A 15517-nucleotide genomic window follows, 5' to 3' on the forward strand; every position below is an offset into this window, starting at 1 on the left:
GCAACCCAATTCCACTGCGGGTACGCGATCTTCCAAGCAGCATGGGAAAATAGAATCTGGGAGACTAGAAACGCGGGGGTCTAGCAATCTGGTGAATGCAGCGAACTCATAATTCGCCTTAGCCGAGTTCGATCCTCGGGACCCCCATCACTAAATTTGCAACTCTGGCTCCATAATTCTTTTAGTTCGTTACTGCGATAGCGGTTTCAATGGGTTTAAGCTTGCGGTTGCTTGGCCTGGTGCTGCTACTGGCATTACTGGCATTTTTTGTTGCCGGTGAATTTGCCCTGATTCGCTTAAGGCCCACCCGGGTGCAGGAATTGGCGGAGAAGGGTCACCATTCGGCGCTGGCGGTGGAACGGCTGCAGCGGCACCTGAGGCGTGCCCTGGTGGCCACCCAACTTGGTGCAACGCTCTCCCTGCTGGCCTTGGGGTGGGGAGTTCATAAATTGTTACTTGGCTTATTTCAAAACAACATCAACCCCGGCTTTGAACTATTTATTTTTATTTGTTTAGCCTTTTTGGCCACTCTGCTGGGGGGAGTGTTACCAAAAGCCTGGGTTTTAAAAGATCCAGAGGCCTCTGCTTTGCGATTGGGGCCTTTATTAGAAGCGGTTAATCGATGTTTAGCGCCCCTGCTTGCGGTGTTGGAACGGCTAGCTGAAAGCTTGCTGCTGCTTACGGGTTTGCCGCTGGAATGGGATCGATTGGTGCCAGCTCTTTCAGCCGGTGAACTGGAAAGCTTGATCGAAAATGATGCCGTAACCGGCCTTGAACCAGATGAACGAAACATCCTTGAGGGGGTTTTTTCCTTGAGAGATACCCAGGTGCGAGAGGTGATGGTGCCCCGCAACGGCATGGTGACTCTCCCCCTTGGTGTGAGCTTTGCTGAACTGATGCAAGCGGTGCTCAGCACCAAACATGCCCGTTTCCCTGTGATTGGTGAATCGCTAGATGATGTGCGCGGCTTGCTTGATCTAAGGCTGCTGGCAGAACCCTTATCCCGTGGTGAATTGCAACCCAGCACCCCTCTAGCCCCCTATGTGCGCAGCGTGGAGCGCATCCAAGAAAGTGCTTCCTTAGCTGAGTTGCTGCCGGTAATACGCAATGGTGAACCGATGCTGGTGGTGGTGGATGAACACGGCGGCACCGAAGGGCTCGTAACAATTGCTGATCTCACCGGCGAAATTGTTGGTGATGAATTGCTTGAAAACGACGGCAGCCCCCCAGATCTCCAGCCCCTTGGTAAAGATCAATGGCTGGTGGCAGGTGATCTTGAGATTTTTGAACTGAACCGTTCCCTTGGCCTCAAGCTGCCAGAAGCAGACGGGCACCACACCTTGGCTGGTTTTCTACTAGAGAGGCTGCAGCACATCCCAACCCCTGGAGAAGCGCTGCGTTGGGGCGGCCATCACTTTGAAGTGCTCACGATGGATGGCCCCCGCATCGAAGAAGTGAAGATCTGGCTCGCTCATCGCGACAATGCAGTGATAATGACTCCCCAGAAGGACTAATAACCTTGCTTTCAATCCTGCCCCAGGCCAGCAAATGAAACCGGTGAAGGTGGGTGTGATCGGCATCGGCAACATGGGTTGGCACCATGCCCGGGTTTTGAGTTTGCTGCGGGATGCTGAATTAGTTGGTGTAGCTGATTTAGATGTGGCGCGCGGACGCCTTGCAAGCAGCCAGTTCAACTGCCGCTGGTACGACGACTACAACAGCTTGATCAAGGAGGTGGAAGCGGTTTGCATCGCGGTGCCAACCCTGTTGCACCATCCAGTGGGTATGGCCTGCCTCAAAGCAGGGGTGCATGTTTTGATTGAAAAACCAATTGCCGCAAGCCAGCAGGAAGCAGCCGAACTCATAAGTGCCGCCAGTTCAGCTTCTCGTTTGTTACAGGTGGGGCATATCGAACGTTTCAACCCAGCATTTCGCGAATTGCTGAATGTTGTTACTAACGAAGAGGTAATGGTGCTCGAAAGCAGGCGCCATAGCCCCCATGCCGACCGCGCTAATGATGTGTCGGTGGTGTTGGATTTAATGATCCACGACATCGACCTAATACTTGAATTAGCCCAGGCTCCAGTTGTGGGTTTTGCCGCCGCAGGCGGCCGCAGCACCGAAGGCCCTATCGATTACGTAACAGCTACCTTATCTTTTGAAAATGGCGTGGCTGCCAGCCTTACAGCTAGCAAGATGAGTCATCGCAAAGTGCGCAGCCTCAGCGCCCATTGCAGAGGCAGTTTGATAGAAGCTGATTTCTTACATCGCAATCTTCGTATTCATCGCCGCGCCCAAGAATCTTATTCCGCAAACCGAGGGGAATTATTATATCGCCACGATGGATTTATAGAAGAAGTAAGTATTACTCCAACTGAACCACTATATGCCGAATTAGAGCACTTTCTACAGTGCGTTAGAGGCCTTGAAACCCCAGCGGTAGATGGCTTGCAGGCATCAAGAGCACTACAACTTGCGGATCTAATTGAAAAGGCGGTGGAACAACCGCAGCAAAGTTTGCAACAACTGCCCCAACCCCTTTGAACTAAACCCCGGTTAATTGCCGCAGCGCCGCCACCACCAATTCACGGCATCGGGTAGGGGAATAGCGATAAAATGTTTGCCATGCAGCTGCTTTATAGGCCCCATAATTTTCAGCCGCTAACTGTTGATTTTCATCTAGCCAGCCCAGCTTTACCGCATGGCCAATCACCACATCTAAGGCTAATTGATCTTCAAAACGCACCTTAGGATTTGCTTCGAAAAATGCCATAAGAGATAACATTGCTTCAATTGTGAGCTGTCTATATTCAGCGGCTTCAATCTTACTTAGAAGGTGATCAACCAACACCGCAAAATTATGTTCGCCGGGGGTTTTTTCTGCCAATAAGTCGCTATCGAGCCGGTTGCGGCGCTCTAACTTATCGCCGATAAGAAGGCCGCGGCAATGTTGCAATAGCCCCCACACCCCTGGATAAAAGTTTCGCGGCACCCGTTGCAAGGCCCCTTGCCGCATGCGGTGTTGCAACCAGCAGCCCCCCATCGGCCTTTCAGCTGCAGGGGCGGGGGCTTGCCACAGCACCTGACCACTCACATGCAATTGCTCACAACTATCCAAGGCAGCCCTAGCGCGATCAAGGTCTGCTAGTACCACCCCTAAACGGCGTGAAATGCCATGGGGCGGCAAAGCACAAAGGGCTTCAAATGCTTCGGAAGGGGTTAACTGCCTCTCGGTTGCAAGCTCGCTTGTAAGTAACAGCAGCAGCTGCCCCAGCTGAAATGTGAGCGTGCCTTGCAAAAGGGCTGGCCTTTGCCTTGCCAAGCCCTCAAGGGCCAGCAGCAATTCCTGTTGCAGGATCGTTTCACGACCATCCTCACCGCTAAAACGACGAATGCGGGCAGCAATCTCAGCGCTATCAAGCGGTTCTTTGATGCGTGATTGGTTTGTGTAATTACGACCCACCACCAATTGCTTATGGCGAGCTAATAGGTCGTCTAGGGCATCTTCTAAATGGGGATGCACAAGCCCCAGCAAACCAGCACAACGGCGCACCGGCTCCCAATCGCCCGCCTCGAGGCTGCGGTGATAAACAGCCTCCAACAGCTGGTTTAAAGCCACAGGCAAGCCCTGATCGGGGGCTTGTAATTGGCCGTTAGCGCCCAAACGCAGCTGCAGTTGCTCAAGCAGTTCAGCCTGTTCCCGCAACAAAGTGCTGCTCCACAGCTGGGCCGCTAAATCGAGAACGGAGGTGGTTTCCAGCTCCAGCAGTTGCTCCTGGGCCACTGAAAGGGAGCGGTAGCCGCGAGCTTCTGCCAAGCGCAGCGGGCTCGCCCGCACTGGGCTGATCGGGGCGATAGCCGGCAGCTGGAGCGGTTCCCAGCAGAGATGGGGGAGATGTTCGGCCAAGGTGCCAACGCACACTTCCAGCCCTTCCAGCTCGCCACTACTTAATTGCCTTGCTAATGCCATAAATCCAGCCGGCTGCCTGTTGAACGCGGTTGCTGCTAATGGCACAAGCAAGAGGGGATCGCCTTGATCACGCCAGTGGCGCTGCAGCATTCGCAATTCCCCTAAAACTGCATCAGCCAGCTGCTCAGGGTCGTCGGCTAGATAAAAAACGCCTTCTTCCAATACCGGCGGTAAAAAAGCGGTGGGGATGCCACCACAGCGATACAAGCGAGTTACAGCAAGGGTGGCCACCCCACCAGCCCCTGGCCCCGTTAAGCCAAGGCTGGGGCAGGCACCGATATCAGCCAAAGCAGCCGTTAAGCAGGCAGAGGGCTGCACTGCCACCCCAGCATCACCGGGTGTGGCCATGGGAATCCCCTCTGCCGCAAGAGCTAATGCCACGGATTGATCGCCTGGCACAAACACCAGCCGCACCAGCTCGCAACCCAACTGGCGCGGCAAACGCCTATCGCAAGGATCCAGCTGCTCTGGTTTCACTAAACCATCAAGCAGCAATTCCCCTAGCAACCAAAGGCTTTGGGTCCAAAACAAGGGCAGATTTTCATTCGCTTGCCGCGGCTGGCTACCGGGATAACGGCGTTCCGCTTCTACAAATTCAAGCGGCACCAGGTAGAGCTCAGGCAATAACAATTCGTTGCCCACGGGCAACGCAAGGGCCGTGAGCCGTTGCTGAAAAGCCCTTGCCTCCTCCCAGCGCTCCTCCATGCAGGCGCTAATCAATTCAAAGGCAAGAAACAAAGGCCATTGGCATTCAATCGACTCAAAACAGGCCAATTCCTCTGGTTCGTAGTGCAAACGGCTGCTGTCTTCCAGCACCGTTTGATGGCCGTCACGACGAAAACGGGCGTAGCCATAACTGCCGGCAAGCTGGCGGCGGATCCCATCCAAAGTGCGTTGGCGCAGATCGGCTCGATCAATCGCCCAGGCGGGGTAAGCAACCGTGGTGAGGCAGGCACTATCAACTTCTTTACTGGCGGATTCCCGCGGCAATAAACCCTCCAGGGCACGCCTCAAGCGCACGATTGCATCAGGTGGCACCCAAAGCAGGGCGCTGCCATCGCCTTCAGGCCCGTAGAGATCTAGGCCTTGGGCCGCCTCAAGAGCTGCTTTCACCAAACCAATCGAGCTGGCATTGCGCTCCGGCGCACCATTATTTCCCTTATCCCCCCGCTCCCAAATGCCGTAATCAGCCACCCGATAGGCGCGGCTGAGATAAAAAACCAAATTTTGTATAAATGCCACTTGGGCTTGGTTAACCACCACCACCAAGCCGGCGCGGCTGAATTGAGCCAGCTGCAACACAAATAGGGCGGTGGCATCAAGCTGTAGATGCCCCCAGGCGTTATCAGCCACCACCGGCTGTCCGGTGGCGGTGTTGTATTTGGCGTGAAGCGCATCAAACGGTTTGAGGCTTTGTTTAAAACGCTCCACCTTGGTGGCTTGCCCCATAAGAGCCCGCAATAAACCCCGCATCAAGGCCAATACGCTTTCCTCGAGCTCAAAAACCCGTTGCGGTTTAGAACCCTCCCTACGCCAGGCAAAGGCCAGCCCCCACACCGCCTGGATGGTGTACACACCATCTCGAACCCAGGCATCCCCGTAGTTGCCATGCACGTTGTGGGCTGTGCTGGCGGGCAGCAAACCAGATACGGGATGCTGCCTTTGCAACAACACCCGATCCACAGCAGCATCGATGCGGCCCAAGGTGGCCAGTTGGTTTGTTGTTAAAGGTGTTGTCATCCGCCAGATTCTCTCCGGTAACCCCATCTCTCCATGGCAGCAGATTTCACCGTTCCCCAACGTTGCCAGGTGTTGGGTTTACCAGTTGATGTGTGCAGCAACGTGCTTGCGGCAGCAATTGCCCTTAAAGCCAGCGGTGGTGGGCAGTTGGTAACCCTTAACGCTGAAATGACAATGGCTGCTCTTGGCCAAGCAGCGCTGGGGGCAGCAATCCGCGCAGCCGAACTGATAATCCCGGATGGAGCTGGAGTGGTGTGGGCCTTAAGGCGGCAGGGAATTCGCGTTAAACGCAGCCCGGGCATCGAATTGGCCGATAAATTACTAGCCCACAGCGCCACAAATGGATGGCGCGTAGCCCTAGTGGGCAGTTCAGCGGCGGTGCTGGATTTATTGAGTAAACAGCTACCTCAAAAATATCCCGGCTTGCAACTCGTTTTAACAATTCACGGTTATCAACCCCTGGATTTATGGCCGCAATTGGAGCAGCAAATTTTGCAGATGCAGCCAGATCTGGTGCTTGTGGCCCTTGGTATTCCGCGCCAAGAAACCTGGATCCAACGCCTACATCAAGGCCAGCCTGGGCTTTGGATGGGGGTGGGGGGGAGTTTTGATGTGTGGAGCGGCCAAAAGAAAAGGGCTCCCAATTGGATGGGAACCCTGCAAATCGAATGGCTCTACCGGCTGGTACAAGAACCGAGCCGTTGGCGCCGCATGTTGGCCTTGCCTCAATTTGCTTTTGCGGTGCTTAGCGGAAACCCACCGAAGCCTGCCAAACAAAAGCAAGCAGCAGGAAAAACAAAGGAATAATCGGCAAAATATCCACCAGGGGCGAAAAAGCCCGGTAAGCCTCTGGAAGTTGGGCTAGGTGGGTGAGCACGGCCAATGGCATAACAGCAGTCACCGTCTAGGGCGAAACAAGTTGAAGTTACCACGTATGAGACGCCGCTGAATCCGGTTCCCACGGAGCGAAATGCTCTGAAAAACAACCATCAGCAATGGCCGCTGCAATCGCATTGGTAAAGCGCAGTAATTGAGTGAGATTGTGGAGGCTTAACAAGGTAAGGCCCAGAATTTCATCGCTCTTAATTAGGTGGTGCAAATAAGCACGGCTGTGCTGCTGGCAAGTGGCACAGGGGCAGCTGTTATCGAGCGGGGTGTGGTCGTTGCGGAAACGGGCATTTTTTAAATTCCAACGCTCGCCCCCCACCAGGGCAGCCCCATGGCGACCTAAGCGGGTGGGCAGCACACAGTCGAACAAATCAACACCTTGGGCTACCGCTTGAGCCATTTCAGGCAGGGTGCCAACCCCCATCAAATAGCGGGGTTTATCAAGTGGCAGCAGTGGTGCCACCCAGCGCACCACTTCATGCATAGCCAAGGCCGGCTCGCCAACGCTCACCCCGCCAATAGCCACTCCCGGCAGATCAAATCCAGCCACTACCCGGGCCGCTTCTTTGCGCAAATCTTCGTAGCAGCCACCTTGAACAATGCCAAACAAAGCTTGATCCGAGCGGCTATGGGAAGCAACGCAACGCTCTAACCAGCGATGGGTGCGCGCTGTTGCCTCCTGCACATCAGCGTGGCTAGCGGGGTAGGGAGGGCATTGATCAAAGGCCATCACCACATCTGCCCCAAGGGCGTTTTGAATCGCCATCACCCGCTCTGGGCTGAGTTCCACCACCAGCCCATCCCGGGGTGATTTAAACGTCACGCCCTGCTCCGAAATCGAATTGAGGCTGGCCAAGCTGAACACTTGAAAACCACCGGAATCGGTAAGCATCGGGCCGTTCCAACCCATAAATCGGTGCAGACCACCAGCAGCGGCCACTATCGATTCACCTGGCTGCAGATGGAGATGGAAAGTATTGCTTAGCACCATCTGCGCGCCAGTGCTTTTCAGCTGATCCATGCTGATGCCTTTCACTGTGGCAGCAGTACCCACCGGCATAAAACGTGGTGTTTCCACAACCCCGTGGGGGGTATAAAAACGCCCGATGCGGGCCTGGGTATTTGGGCATTGCTGCAGCACTTCGTAGCTGAAGGGAACTGCAGTGCTTGCCACATCGGTGTGTTCGGATTAACTCACCCTATGGGCCGCCAGGATGGGGCTAGTTGCAGGTTGCAGCCATGCGCCATTGGTGGCCTGATCTGCTGGGTAGCTGGATTTATTACAGCTGCCTGCCAGCACCTCCAAAGCTAAAACCACGCTTTGAGCGCATTGCCCGCTTTGCTCCCGCAATCGGCCTGCTCATAGGCGGGGGGCAAGCCTTGATTTGGCTGGCGGCAGCAGCCGTGGGGATACCACTCGCCAGCCTGGTGGCCCTAGTGCTGGCTTTTGGCCTTTGGATTACCGGTGGCTTGCATTTTGATGGGGTGCTGGATTGCGGCGATGGCCTTGGTGCCGGTAAGCGTTGCTTAGAAGCGATGGCAGATAGCCGCATCGGCGCCAGCGGCTTAGTGGCTGGGGTGTTGTTGTTGTTGCTAAAAGCTGCGGCTCTACTAGCCCTGGCCGGTTCAGCGGCACCAGCTGCACTGATTTGGAGTGCCTTTTGGGGCAGGCTGGCGCCATTGATAGCAATCGATCGTTTCCCTTATCTGCGGCCAGGCGGTAGTGCCGCTTTTCATCGTGAAATGAGCCAAGGCCTTTACCAAGAATTGATACCAGCAGGTATTTGCTTCGCTCTTTTGCTGGGTTTAAGCCTCTTGATACCAGGGTTACCCCTGCCGGCAGGTATTAGCGGACTAATTCCTGCAGTGCTTCTGCCCCTATGGCTTGGCAAAAAACTCGGAGGCCACAGCGGCGACAGCTATGGCGCCTGCGTTGAATGGACAGAAGCGTTAGCGCTCTGGACCACATGGTTTAGTTGCCAATTTTTTCTTTAAGGGGCAACAGCAACAAAAAAGCATTGCCGCCTGCGGGCAATTGAGGATCAAGATCTGAAGCTGGTATCAGCAATTCAAGGGAACCACCCCAGGCTTTGGCTTGATCGCGGGCTAGAGCCAAACCAAGGCCAGAACCTGGCTGCTGGTAGCTGCTGCTGCCCCTTTGCCCGCGGCAAAAGATCAATTCCCTTTCACTTAATGCAATGGCAGGGCCGCTATCCCAAATCGCTAAGGCAAGGGTTTGATCGCTCTGTTTGCACCAGAGCCCCAGTGCTGCCTGCGGGTCGCTGTAGCGAAATGCATTCTCTAAAAGATTGGCCAAAATTTCTGCCACTGCAGCAGCCCCCGGCAAATTCAGCTCGGGCAGCGCGCTGGTATGCCAAGGGCGCCCCTGCAAGCTGGCGGTGGCGCTTGCTCTTGCCAGCAGCGGTTGCAAAGCAGAGGCAAGCGGTTCGGCCCGTTCTGGGGTGAGGGCGGGAGGTAGCAGCAGAGGTGCCTCCGCTTCACTGGCTGCCGGCAGGGTGGCGGGAGCTGCCGGTTGAACGAGCGCCTCTAAATAACGATCGAGCGCTAATTCCTCCTGCAAGAGATTTTCAACCAAGCCACGGCGTTCATCGGCTGGGTCGAGCCTTCTTAAAAGCAGTTGGGTAAACGTGCGTAAAGCGGCAAGCGGATTGCGCATCTGATGCACCAACAAAGCTCGCTGGCGACGATCCTGCTGGAGCTGCGCTTGAAAACGTTGCTGCTCTAGATCCAGCAATCTTGCTTCTGTAAGCAGCTGAGTGGCCCCTAGCAAGCGCTCCTGAAGAGCTGCAGGCCAAGGTATTGCGCTGCTATCAACCCGTAAAGCGCCAAGCACTAGCGCTTCACGCCGCAAGGGCAACCAACGGCACTGCTGATCTGTTTGCAATAGAGGCCTATCGGAAGCAGCAGGTTCAATACGTTCAGCCCCGGCCGGCCAAAGTTCCACGGGCTGAAGTTGCAACTCACCAGCGGCATCTGGAATTGCCAGATACACCCCCAAAGCAATCAATTCAGATCGATCTGAAAACTGAAGCAATTGCTGGCTAACCAGCCGGCGAAAGCCTTCAGAAATCACGGGCTACGGGGGTTGCAAAATCTAAAGCAGGCATTAAGATCATTGATATATTCAACGCTTTTTTGTGCCGGAACCCTGGTGCAGCGGAGTTGAATCCAGCACACACTGCATTTTCCGTGGCGCTTTTTCCGTGAAAAGGCTACACCAGATGTAGTTCACTCTCTGTTGCTCGTCGCTACGCGACAGCAATGGGCGGATTCATTCCACCCCCTGGTTTTTGATTTTAGGATCGATTTCCGCGCAACAGAAGTTTGGGCGCCGCAGGCAAACCTGCTCCCGAGCCGAAAACGGTCCGCTTTTGCGGCCACGAACGACTTGAAATCCTGTTCCGATTACGCCTCCACCTAGATGGGGGAATTTGTTATGTCGAAGAAGCGCAAACGCGTCAGCCGCCGCCGCCTCGCCGGTCAGCGGGTATTGGCCCATGTTCCAACTTTCAACCTTGAAACCGGTGAACACAAACCGGTAACGGCAGCGCGGCGATATATCGCTGATTCAAGCTTGATGCCACCTGCCTTGATCAATGTGCGTCGCAACGAGCACACCACCGATCGCTTCTTTTGGGGCGAAAAAGGTTTGTTCAGCGCCCAATACGCCGAAGAAAATCATTTTCTTTTCCCTTCTTTACGCTCCATCGTTGATTCGGTAGGAGAAGAAACAATCTTTGCCGGCCTCGAAGCGGTGGCAGACGATTGGGAAGAAATGGAAGAATACGAATACGCCTTCGTTTAGGCCTTATTTGTTAAGCGCAAACCCCTGAGGAACTCAGCTGCAGCAGCTAGAGCTTCGGGGGGAATGCTGTGTTCTCCATCAAATAAATAACCACTAGGGCTTGCTCCTGCAGCTGTTAAACGCTTGCAAACTTCTTCGTATGCCGTAAGCGGCACTACGGGATCTTTACGGCCATGGGCCAAAAATACTGGCATCCAATTTTTTTGTAATTGTGGCTGCCAATCGGGATGGGGATAACCGCTAAAGGCCAGCACCGCAGCAACAGGCATTGCAGTTGCTGCTTCTAAGGCCATAGCTGCCCCTTGGGAAAAGCCCAGCACCACCACCGGATCAGCCCCAGCTGCCAACAATTCTTGTTGCAAGCGTGTTTTCAAAGCTGCCACCGCTTGGGGCACCTCGGGCCAGCCGGTTTGCTGCAGGTTGTACCACTGCAAAGCGCCAGCGCCAGCGGGGTGGGGATCAGGGGCCGCCAAGCAGCGCAGGGTTACAGCTTCTGGCGCCAACTTGAGCAATTGCACCAGGCTTTGCCCCACCGGTTCAAGGTCGTTTGCGCCAGCACCCCAACCATGCAAAAGAATTAAACGCATCGCACCGGTCCCCATTGCAGCTTCTACCCATACCATTCCCATAAAGGCATCACTCCCCACTGCCCATGGCCCCTTTAGCTCTGATCAGTGTTTCCGATAAGCGTGGGGTGGTGGAATTCGCCAAAGCCCTGCTGGAAAACCACGGCTATCAATTGCTTTCCAGTGGTGGCACCGCAGGGGTGCTCGCTGCTGCAAACCTGCCCGTTACCAAAGTTGCAGACCACACCGGCGCAGCGGAAATGCTGGGCGGCAGGGTTAAAACCCTGCATCCACGCATCCATGGAGGCATCCTGGCAAGAAGCGATCAACCAGCTGATCTCGCTGATTTAGAAGCGCAGCAGATCGCAAAAATCGATCTTGTAGTTGTGAATCTCTACCCGTTTGAACAAACGGTGGCCCGGCCTGATGTGAGCTGGAACGAAGCGATTGAAACCATTGATATCGGAGGCCCCGCCATGGTGCGGGCAGCGGCAAAAAACCATTTGCATACATTGGTGCTCACAAATCCAGCCCAATACGCACCTTTCCTTGAGGCCCTAGCCCAAGGACCAATCGGCCTTGTTGAACGGCAAAAACTTGCCCTTGAAGCCTTCCGTCACACCGCCAGCTACGACGCAGCGATCAGCAACTGGCTCACAACTCAGCTAGGGGAGAACGATGCAGCATTGCAGCTTTGTTTGCCCTTACGCCAAAACCTGCGCTACGGCGAGAATCCACATCAAGCCGCTAGTTGGTATGGCAAACCCCAGCAGGGTTGGGGGGCCGCGAAACAATTGCAAGGCAAGGAATTGAGCTTTAACAATTTGCTTGATCTCGATGCAGCCCAGGCGGCCGTGCTGCGTTTTCCTGCCAGTGAAGCCGCGGCAGCTGTGGTGGTGAAGCACACCAACCCCTGTGGGGTGGCCCTGGGGGGCAGCGTTGCTGAAGCATTAACAAGGGCAATAGGCGCTGATCCGATTTCGGCATTTGGCGGCATCGTGGCAGTGAATAAACCTTTAGATGCAGCAGCTTGCGAAAGCCTTACGGGTTTATTTCTTGAATGTTTAGTGGCACCAGAAATCAGCGCAGAGGCCCGCGCCCTATTGGCGGCAAAACCAAATTTGCGCTTGCTAGAGCTCAGCCCTCAAGCCTGCGCTGCTGGGGCTGATTTGCAGCTGCGCTCGATTTTGGGCGGAGTGCTTGCCCAACAGCAAGACCATGCCCCAGAAGACGAGCAGCAATGGCAGGTGGTTACTGAACGTTCCCCCAGCCAGGAGGAATGGCAAAACCTTCGCTTCGCTTGGCGGGTAGTGCGGCAAGTGCATTCAAATGCCATCGTTATTGCCCGCAACGGAATAACCCTTGGCATTGGCGCCGGCCAAATGAATCGAGTGGGCTCAGCTGCGATTGCCCTCGATGCGGCCGGAAGCGCCGCCCAAGGGGCTGCTATGGCAAGCGATGGGTTTTTTCCTTTCAGCGACACCGTTGAAAAGGCAGCTGAATTTGGAATCACAGCCTTTATCCAGCCCGGCGGTAGTAAACGTGATGTCGATTCAATTGCCGCATGCAATCAGGCAGGTTTAACGATGGTGTTAACAGGCAGTCGTCACTTTTTGCATTAGAGCGAACTCTTGCTGCCTTTGACCCATACAGTTGGAATCGGATTCGTTATTGCCTTTCATCGCCATGCCTGAGGCCCTTGCCTTCAATCTAAATTTTGTGCATCCACTATTGATGTGGAGTTTGCTGGCTGGATCTGCTTACGCGTTGTATCTCGGCATTAAGGCAAAAAAAACTCGCACTGGCACGCCAGAACAACGAAAAGAACTAATAAAAGGAAAATTTGCCGAGCGTCATTATGTAATTGGCAGCTTGGTGCTTGCTGTGATGGTGCTTGGCAGCTTGGGAGGTATGACGGTTACCTATTTAAATAATGGCAAATTGTTTGTGGGGCCTCACCTGCTGGCGGGCCTCAGCATGACGGCCCTGATCGCAATGGCTGCTTCTCTTGCACCTTTTATGAAGCGCGGCAATTTGATTGCTCGCAAAGCCCATGTGGGCATGAACATGTTGGTGATGACCCTCTTCCTCTGGCAAGCGGTGAGTGGTGTGGAGATTGTTAACAAGATCTGGACTAATCGTTAAAGCTAAAACTGAGCTTTTTGTTGGGGCGGGCACTTAAGGCCCGCCTGAGAATGGAAATCTTCTTGCACCTTCCAGGTGAGGCGCCGTGAAACCTGGCGCACTATTTGACGCAACAAATGATCACCACTGGATTGCACCAAGGTGTCTGGCAAGAGGCCAATAAAAGCGGGCAAACGGATCGATACCTCTAGATCCAGTTCCCACTTCACCAAGGTGCTCTCTCCTTCTGGTGAAAGCTGCAGGCTGGCTTTGAAATCAACTGCATAGCCATCTTTTGCCACCCTTTGCGGGGAAACAGGAAGAGTTTCGATGCGATAGATCCCCTCTGCTTGGGGCAATAATTCCAAATCAATGCTGGGTTCAAGCTCAAAGCCAAAATTGCCGAATTTTCCCAAAATCAAGTGATAACCATTCACACCTATGGGTTCTGCCTGCATCGGTGCAGCGCACCTCAAAAACCAGCCTTGATGAACATCAAGATATTTGGCCACTTCTGATGCTGGCGCCCTCATTTCCATTACATCAGCAAAATTACTGGCATAACGGCGCAGTTGATCTTTATCCATACGCTTGATTTATAAAAGCAATCTAGTGCTCAGATCCAGGTGGCAGCTCGGAAAGTTGCAACAACCGATCAATTACCCCCTCCACAACCCGATCAGGGGTGGAGGCACCAGAAGTAATCCCGATGCGCAGCAAACCTTCAGGCAAAAATGGTTTCATCGTGATCAATTCACCCCCTAAAGGTTTGTGCTCCACGCAATTGCCTGGGCCGATACGTTCTGGAGCGTCTATATGAACAGAGGGGATGCCGCGGCTTACGGCAATCTCCTGCAAATGAGTGGTATTGGAAGAGTTGTAGCCGCCGATCACCACCATGAGATCTAGAGGTTCATCAACTAGGGCAAACATTGCATCCTGACGCTCTTGGGTGGCATCGCAGATAGTGTTAAAAGCGAGGAAATGGTTGTTTAACTCGCTTGGGCCGTGGCGCCGCAACAGGGTGCGTTCAAATAAACGTCCTATTTCCTCTGTTTCACTTTTAAGCATGGTTGTTTGATTTGCAACGCCAATGCGCACCAAATCAAGATCGGGATCAAATCCAGGCGAGGTGGCACCAGCGAACTTATCTAAAAAGCTGCTGCGGTTGCCATTACCAAGGATGTAGTCGCAAACCAATTGGGCTTCCGCCAGATCAAGCACCACCAGATAGGTGCCAGCAAAAGAGCTGGTAGCAAGGGTTTCTTCATGTTTCACCTTGCCGTGAATTACAGAGGTGAAAGATTCTTTTTTATGGCGTTCAACGCTGTTCCAAACCTTTGAAACCCAAGGGCAGGTGGTATCAACAATGTGGCAACCCAATTCATTTAACAGTTGCATTTCCTGAACCGTTGCACCAAAGGCAGGCAGGATCACCACATCACCTTTATCAACCGCTGAAAAATCCTTTACCCCCTCTTCCACGGGAATAAACAAAACATTCATCTGGCGCAGATGGGCATTTACCGATGGGTTATGGATTATTTCGTTAGTGATCCAGATTCGTTCAACGGGGTAGTGGCGACGGGTTTCGTAGGCGATTGCCACGGCCCTTTCAACCCCCCAACAAAAACCAAAAGCTTGGGCGAGGCGGATAGTTACACGCCCTTGCTGCAATTGATAGCCATTATCTCGAAGGCTTTGGATCAGATCGCTCTGATAAGCCTCCTCAAGGCTGCTGGCCACCTCTTCTGCCCGGCCAAACCCGCGGCGGTTATAACGATCCGAGTGATGCAGGGAACGCTTAAAGGCGCGGGTGTCCATAGCTATCAAAAGAGCCGGAGTCGACCCAATCTATGGGGCAACTCCGGCGCGGGTGGTGTAAGGAAGCCCTGGCCTTACCAGGAGCTCAAAAAGTCATCGGGTCGTAGGCCTCTTCACCATGGGCAACAAAATCGAGCCCACGCTCCTCTTCCTCAGGGCTAACCCGCAAACCAACTACAGCACCAACAATCCAAAGGATGATTGCTGTACCAAGGCCCACAAAGCCGAATGTTATTAGCACTGCCTTGAACTGGGCTCCAAAGAGGGCGATATTGCCGCCTTTGGCCAGGATTTCAGCGGATTTTGGGAAGTAGTCGGCGGGCACAAGGGCTGGGGCAGCTAATAAGCCAGTGAGCAAGGCACCAACGGTGCCACCGATGCCATGCACCATGAAGGCATCCAAGGAATCATCGAGTTTTGTGGCCATCTTCACCCGCACGGCAATCAAACAGGCCGTAGCGGAAAGAGCACCGATCAAAAGGGCGGGGCCCATGTAAACAAAACCAGCAGCGGGGGTAATACCCACAAGGCCTGCCACCGCACCGGTTGCAGCACCAACAGCTGTTGGTTTGCCATCGG

The 15517-nt window shown here is 54.1% G+C and carries 14 protein-coding genes, 1 tRNA gene and 1 pseudogene; 8 read left to right on the plus strand and 8 right to left on the minus strand.

Annotation, left to right across the window (positions count from 1 at the left end):
- The first annotated feature begins 74 nt into the window (after positions 1–74).
- The 3 genes from KB557_RS04130 (at position 75) to KB557_RS04140 (ending at position 2544) form a co-directional block, all read left to right on the plus strand.
- Positions 75–147: transfer RNA gene (locus tag KB557_RS04130), tRNA-Ile, on the plus strand.
- A 62-nt stretch (positions 148–209) separates the two neighbouring features.
- Positions 210–1514, plus strand: coding sequence for a hemolysin family protein (locus KB557_RS04135; RefSeq protein WP_255131556.1), 1305 nt, complete (start codon positions 210–212; stop codon positions 1512–1514).
- 34 nt (positions 1515–1548) lie between these two features.
- The gene (locus tag KB557_RS04140) at positions 1549–2544 is read left to right on the plus strand and encodes a Gfo/Idh/MocA family protein (protein WP_255131557.1); all 996 of its coding nucleotides are present in this window, start codon (positions 1549–1551) and stop codon (positions 2542–2544) included.
- 1 nt (position 2545) lies between these two features.
- On the opposite strand, the gene KB557_RS04145 is transcribed toward KB557_RS04140, so the two are convergent.
- On the minus strand, positions 2546–5710 hold the full coding sequence (locus KB557_RS04145) for a glycoside hydrolase family 15 protein (protein WP_255131558.1): 3165 nt from the start codon (positions 5708–5710) through the stop codon (positions 2546–2548).
- Positions 5711–5743: 33 nt separating this feature from the next.
- On the opposite strand from KB557_RS04145, the gene KB557_RS04150 reads away from it, so the two are divergent.
- Entirely contained in the window at positions 5744–6517 is a 774-nt protein-coding gene (locus KB557_RS04150; RefSeq protein WP_255131559.1) for a WecB/TagA/CpsF family glycosyltransferase, read from the plus strand.
- Here KB557_RS04150 and KB557_RS04155 read toward each other — a convergent pair.
- Both KB557_RS04155 and tgt read right to left on the minus strand, forming a co-directional pair.
- The gene (locus KB557_RS04155; RefSeq protein WP_255131560.1) at positions 6456–6599 is read right to left on the minus strand and encodes a photosystem II reaction center protein K; all 144 of its coding nucleotides are present in this window, start codon (positions 6597–6599) and stop codon (positions 6456–6458) included. The genes KB557_RS04150 and KB557_RS04155 overlap by 62 nt on opposite strands.
- Before the next feature lie 36 nt (positions 6600–6635).
- A complete protein-coding gene (gene tgt, locus KB557_RS04160) occupies positions 6636–7772 on the minus strand; it encodes a tRNA guanosine(34) transglycosylase Tgt (RefSeq protein ID WP_255131562.1) in 1137 nt (378 codons plus the stop codon).
- 65 nt (positions 7773–7837) lie between these two features.
- Here tgt and KB557_RS04165 point away from each other — a divergent pair, with 65 nt between their 5' ends.
- Positions 7838–8593 carry an adenosylcobinamide-GDP ribazoletransferase gene (locus KB557_RS04165; protein ID WP_255131564.1) on the plus strand — a complete coding sequence of 252 codons (756 nt, stop codon included), beginning with the start codon at positions 7838–7840 and terminating at the stop codon, positions 8591–8593.
- Here the strand turns inward: KB557_RS04165 and KB557_RS04170 are convergent.
- Positions 8571–9692: a sensor histidine kinase KdpD gene (locus KB557_RS04170; protein WP_255131566.1), complete on the minus strand. Its 1122-nt coding sequence runs from the start codon at positions 9690–9692 to the stop codon at positions 8571–8573. The genes KB557_RS04165 and KB557_RS04170 overlap by 23 nt on opposite strands.
- A gap of 363 nt (positions 9693–10055) precedes the next feature.
- On the opposite strand from KB557_RS04170, the gene KB557_RS04175 reads away from it, so the two are divergent.
- On the plus strand, positions 10056–10424 hold the full coding sequence (locus KB557_RS04175) for a DUF3155 domain-containing protein (protein ID WP_255131568.1): 369 nt from the start codon (positions 10056–10058) through the stop codon (positions 10422–10424).
- On the opposite strand, the gene KB557_RS04180 is transcribed toward KB557_RS04175, so the two are convergent.
- Positions 10421–11053 (minus strand): alpha/beta hydrolase, encoded by a 633-nt coding sequence (locus KB557_RS04180; RefSeq protein ID WP_255131569.1) that lies wholly within the window; start codon positions 11051–11053, stop codon positions 10421–10423. The two genes, KB557_RS04175 and KB557_RS04180, sit on opposite strands and share 4 nt — an antisense overlap.
- 23 nt (positions 11054–11076) lie before the next feature.
- Between KB557_RS04180 and purH the strand changes: the two genes are divergently transcribed.
- Both purH and KB557_RS04190 read left to right on the plus strand, forming a co-directional pair.
- Positions 11077–12612, plus strand: coding sequence for a bifunctional phosphoribosylaminoimidazolecarboxamide formyltransferase/IMP cyclohydrolase (purH, locus tag KB557_RS04185; RefSeq protein ID WP_255131570.1), 1536 nt, complete (start codon positions 11077–11079; stop codon positions 12610–12612).
- Between the two features lie 64 nt (positions 12613–12676).
- Positions 12677–13135 (plus strand): DUF4079 domain-containing protein, encoded by a 459-nt coding sequence (locus KB557_RS04190; RefSeq protein WP_255131575.1) that lies wholly within the window; start codon positions 12677–12679, stop codon positions 13133–13135.
- Between the two features lie 2 nt (positions 13136–13137).
- Here the strand turns inward: KB557_RS04190 and KB557_RS04195 are convergent, their stop codons facing one another.
- The 3 genes and pseudogenes from KB557_RS04195 to KB557_RS04205 form a co-directional block, all read right to left on the minus strand.
- A complete protein-coding gene (locus KB557_RS04195; protein ID WP_255131571.1) occupies positions 13138–13701 on the minus strand; it encodes a DUF1997 domain-containing protein in 564 nt (187 codons plus the stop codon).
- A 22-nt stretch (positions 13702–13723) separates the two neighbouring features.
- Entirely contained in the window at positions 13724–14938 is a 1215-nt protein-coding gene (locus KB557_RS04200) for a 4-hydroxy-3-methylbut-2-enyl diphosphate reductase (protein WP_255131573.1), read from the minus strand.
- Positions 14939–15023: 85 nt separating this feature from the next.
- A pseudogene (locus tag KB557_RS04205) lies at positions 15024–15517 on the minus strand (ammonia channel protein); the annotation flags it as partial.

Source organism: Synechococcus sp. Cruz CV12-2-Slac-r (genome assembly GCF_024346075.1).
Taxonomy (GTDB): domain Bacteria; phylum Cyanobacteriota; class Cyanobacteriia; order PCC-6307; family Cyanobiaceae; genus Synechococcus_D.

Coding starts and splice junctions, on each gene's coding strand:
- KB557_RS04135 (WP_255131556.1), top strand. CDS start 210: ATGGGTTTAAGCTTGCGGTTGCTTGGCCTGGTGCTGCTACTGGCATTA.
- KB557_RS04145 (WP_255131558.1), bottom strand. CDS start 5,710: ATGACAACACCTTTAACAACAAACCAACTGGCCACCTTGGGCCGCATC.
- KB557_RS04140 (WP_255131557.1), top strand. CDS start 1,549: ATGAAACCGGTGAAGGTGGGTGTGATCGGCATCGGCAACATGGGTTGG.
- KB557_RS04150 (WP_255131559.1), top strand. CDS start 5,744: ATGGCAGCAGATTTCACCGTTCCCCAACGTTGCCAGGTGTTGGGTTTA.
- KB557_RS04165 (WP_255131564.1), top strand. CDS start 7,838: ATGCGCCATTGGTGGCCTGATCTGCTGGGTAGCTGGATTTATTACAGC.
- KB557_RS04195 (WP_255131571.1), bottom strand. CDS start 13,701: ATGGATAAAGATCAACTGCGCCGTTATGCCAGTAATTTTGCTGATGTA.
- KB557_RS04200 (WP_255131573.1), bottom strand. CDS start 14,938: ATGGACACCCGCGCCTTTAAGCGTTCCCTGCATCACTCGGATCGTTAT.
- purH (WP_255131570.1), top strand. CDS start 11,077: ATGGCCCCTTTAGCTCTGATCAGTGTTTCCGATAAGCGTGGGGTGGTG.
- KB557_RS04175 (WP_255131568.1), top strand. CDS start 10,056: ATGTCGAAGAAGCGCAAACGCGTCAGCCGCCGCCGCCTCGCCGGTCAG.
- KB557_RS04180 (WP_255131569.1), bottom strand. CDS start 11,053: ATGGGAATGGTATGGGTAGAAGCTGCAATGGGGACCGGTGCGATGCGT.
- KB557_RS04190 (WP_255131575.1), top strand. CDS start 12,677: ATGCCTGAGGCCCTTGCCTTCAATCTAAATTTTGTGCATCCACTATTG.
- KB557_RS04155 (WP_255131560.1), bottom strand. CDS start 6,599: ATGCCATTGGCCGTGCTCACCCACCTAGCCCAACTTCCAGAGGCTTAC.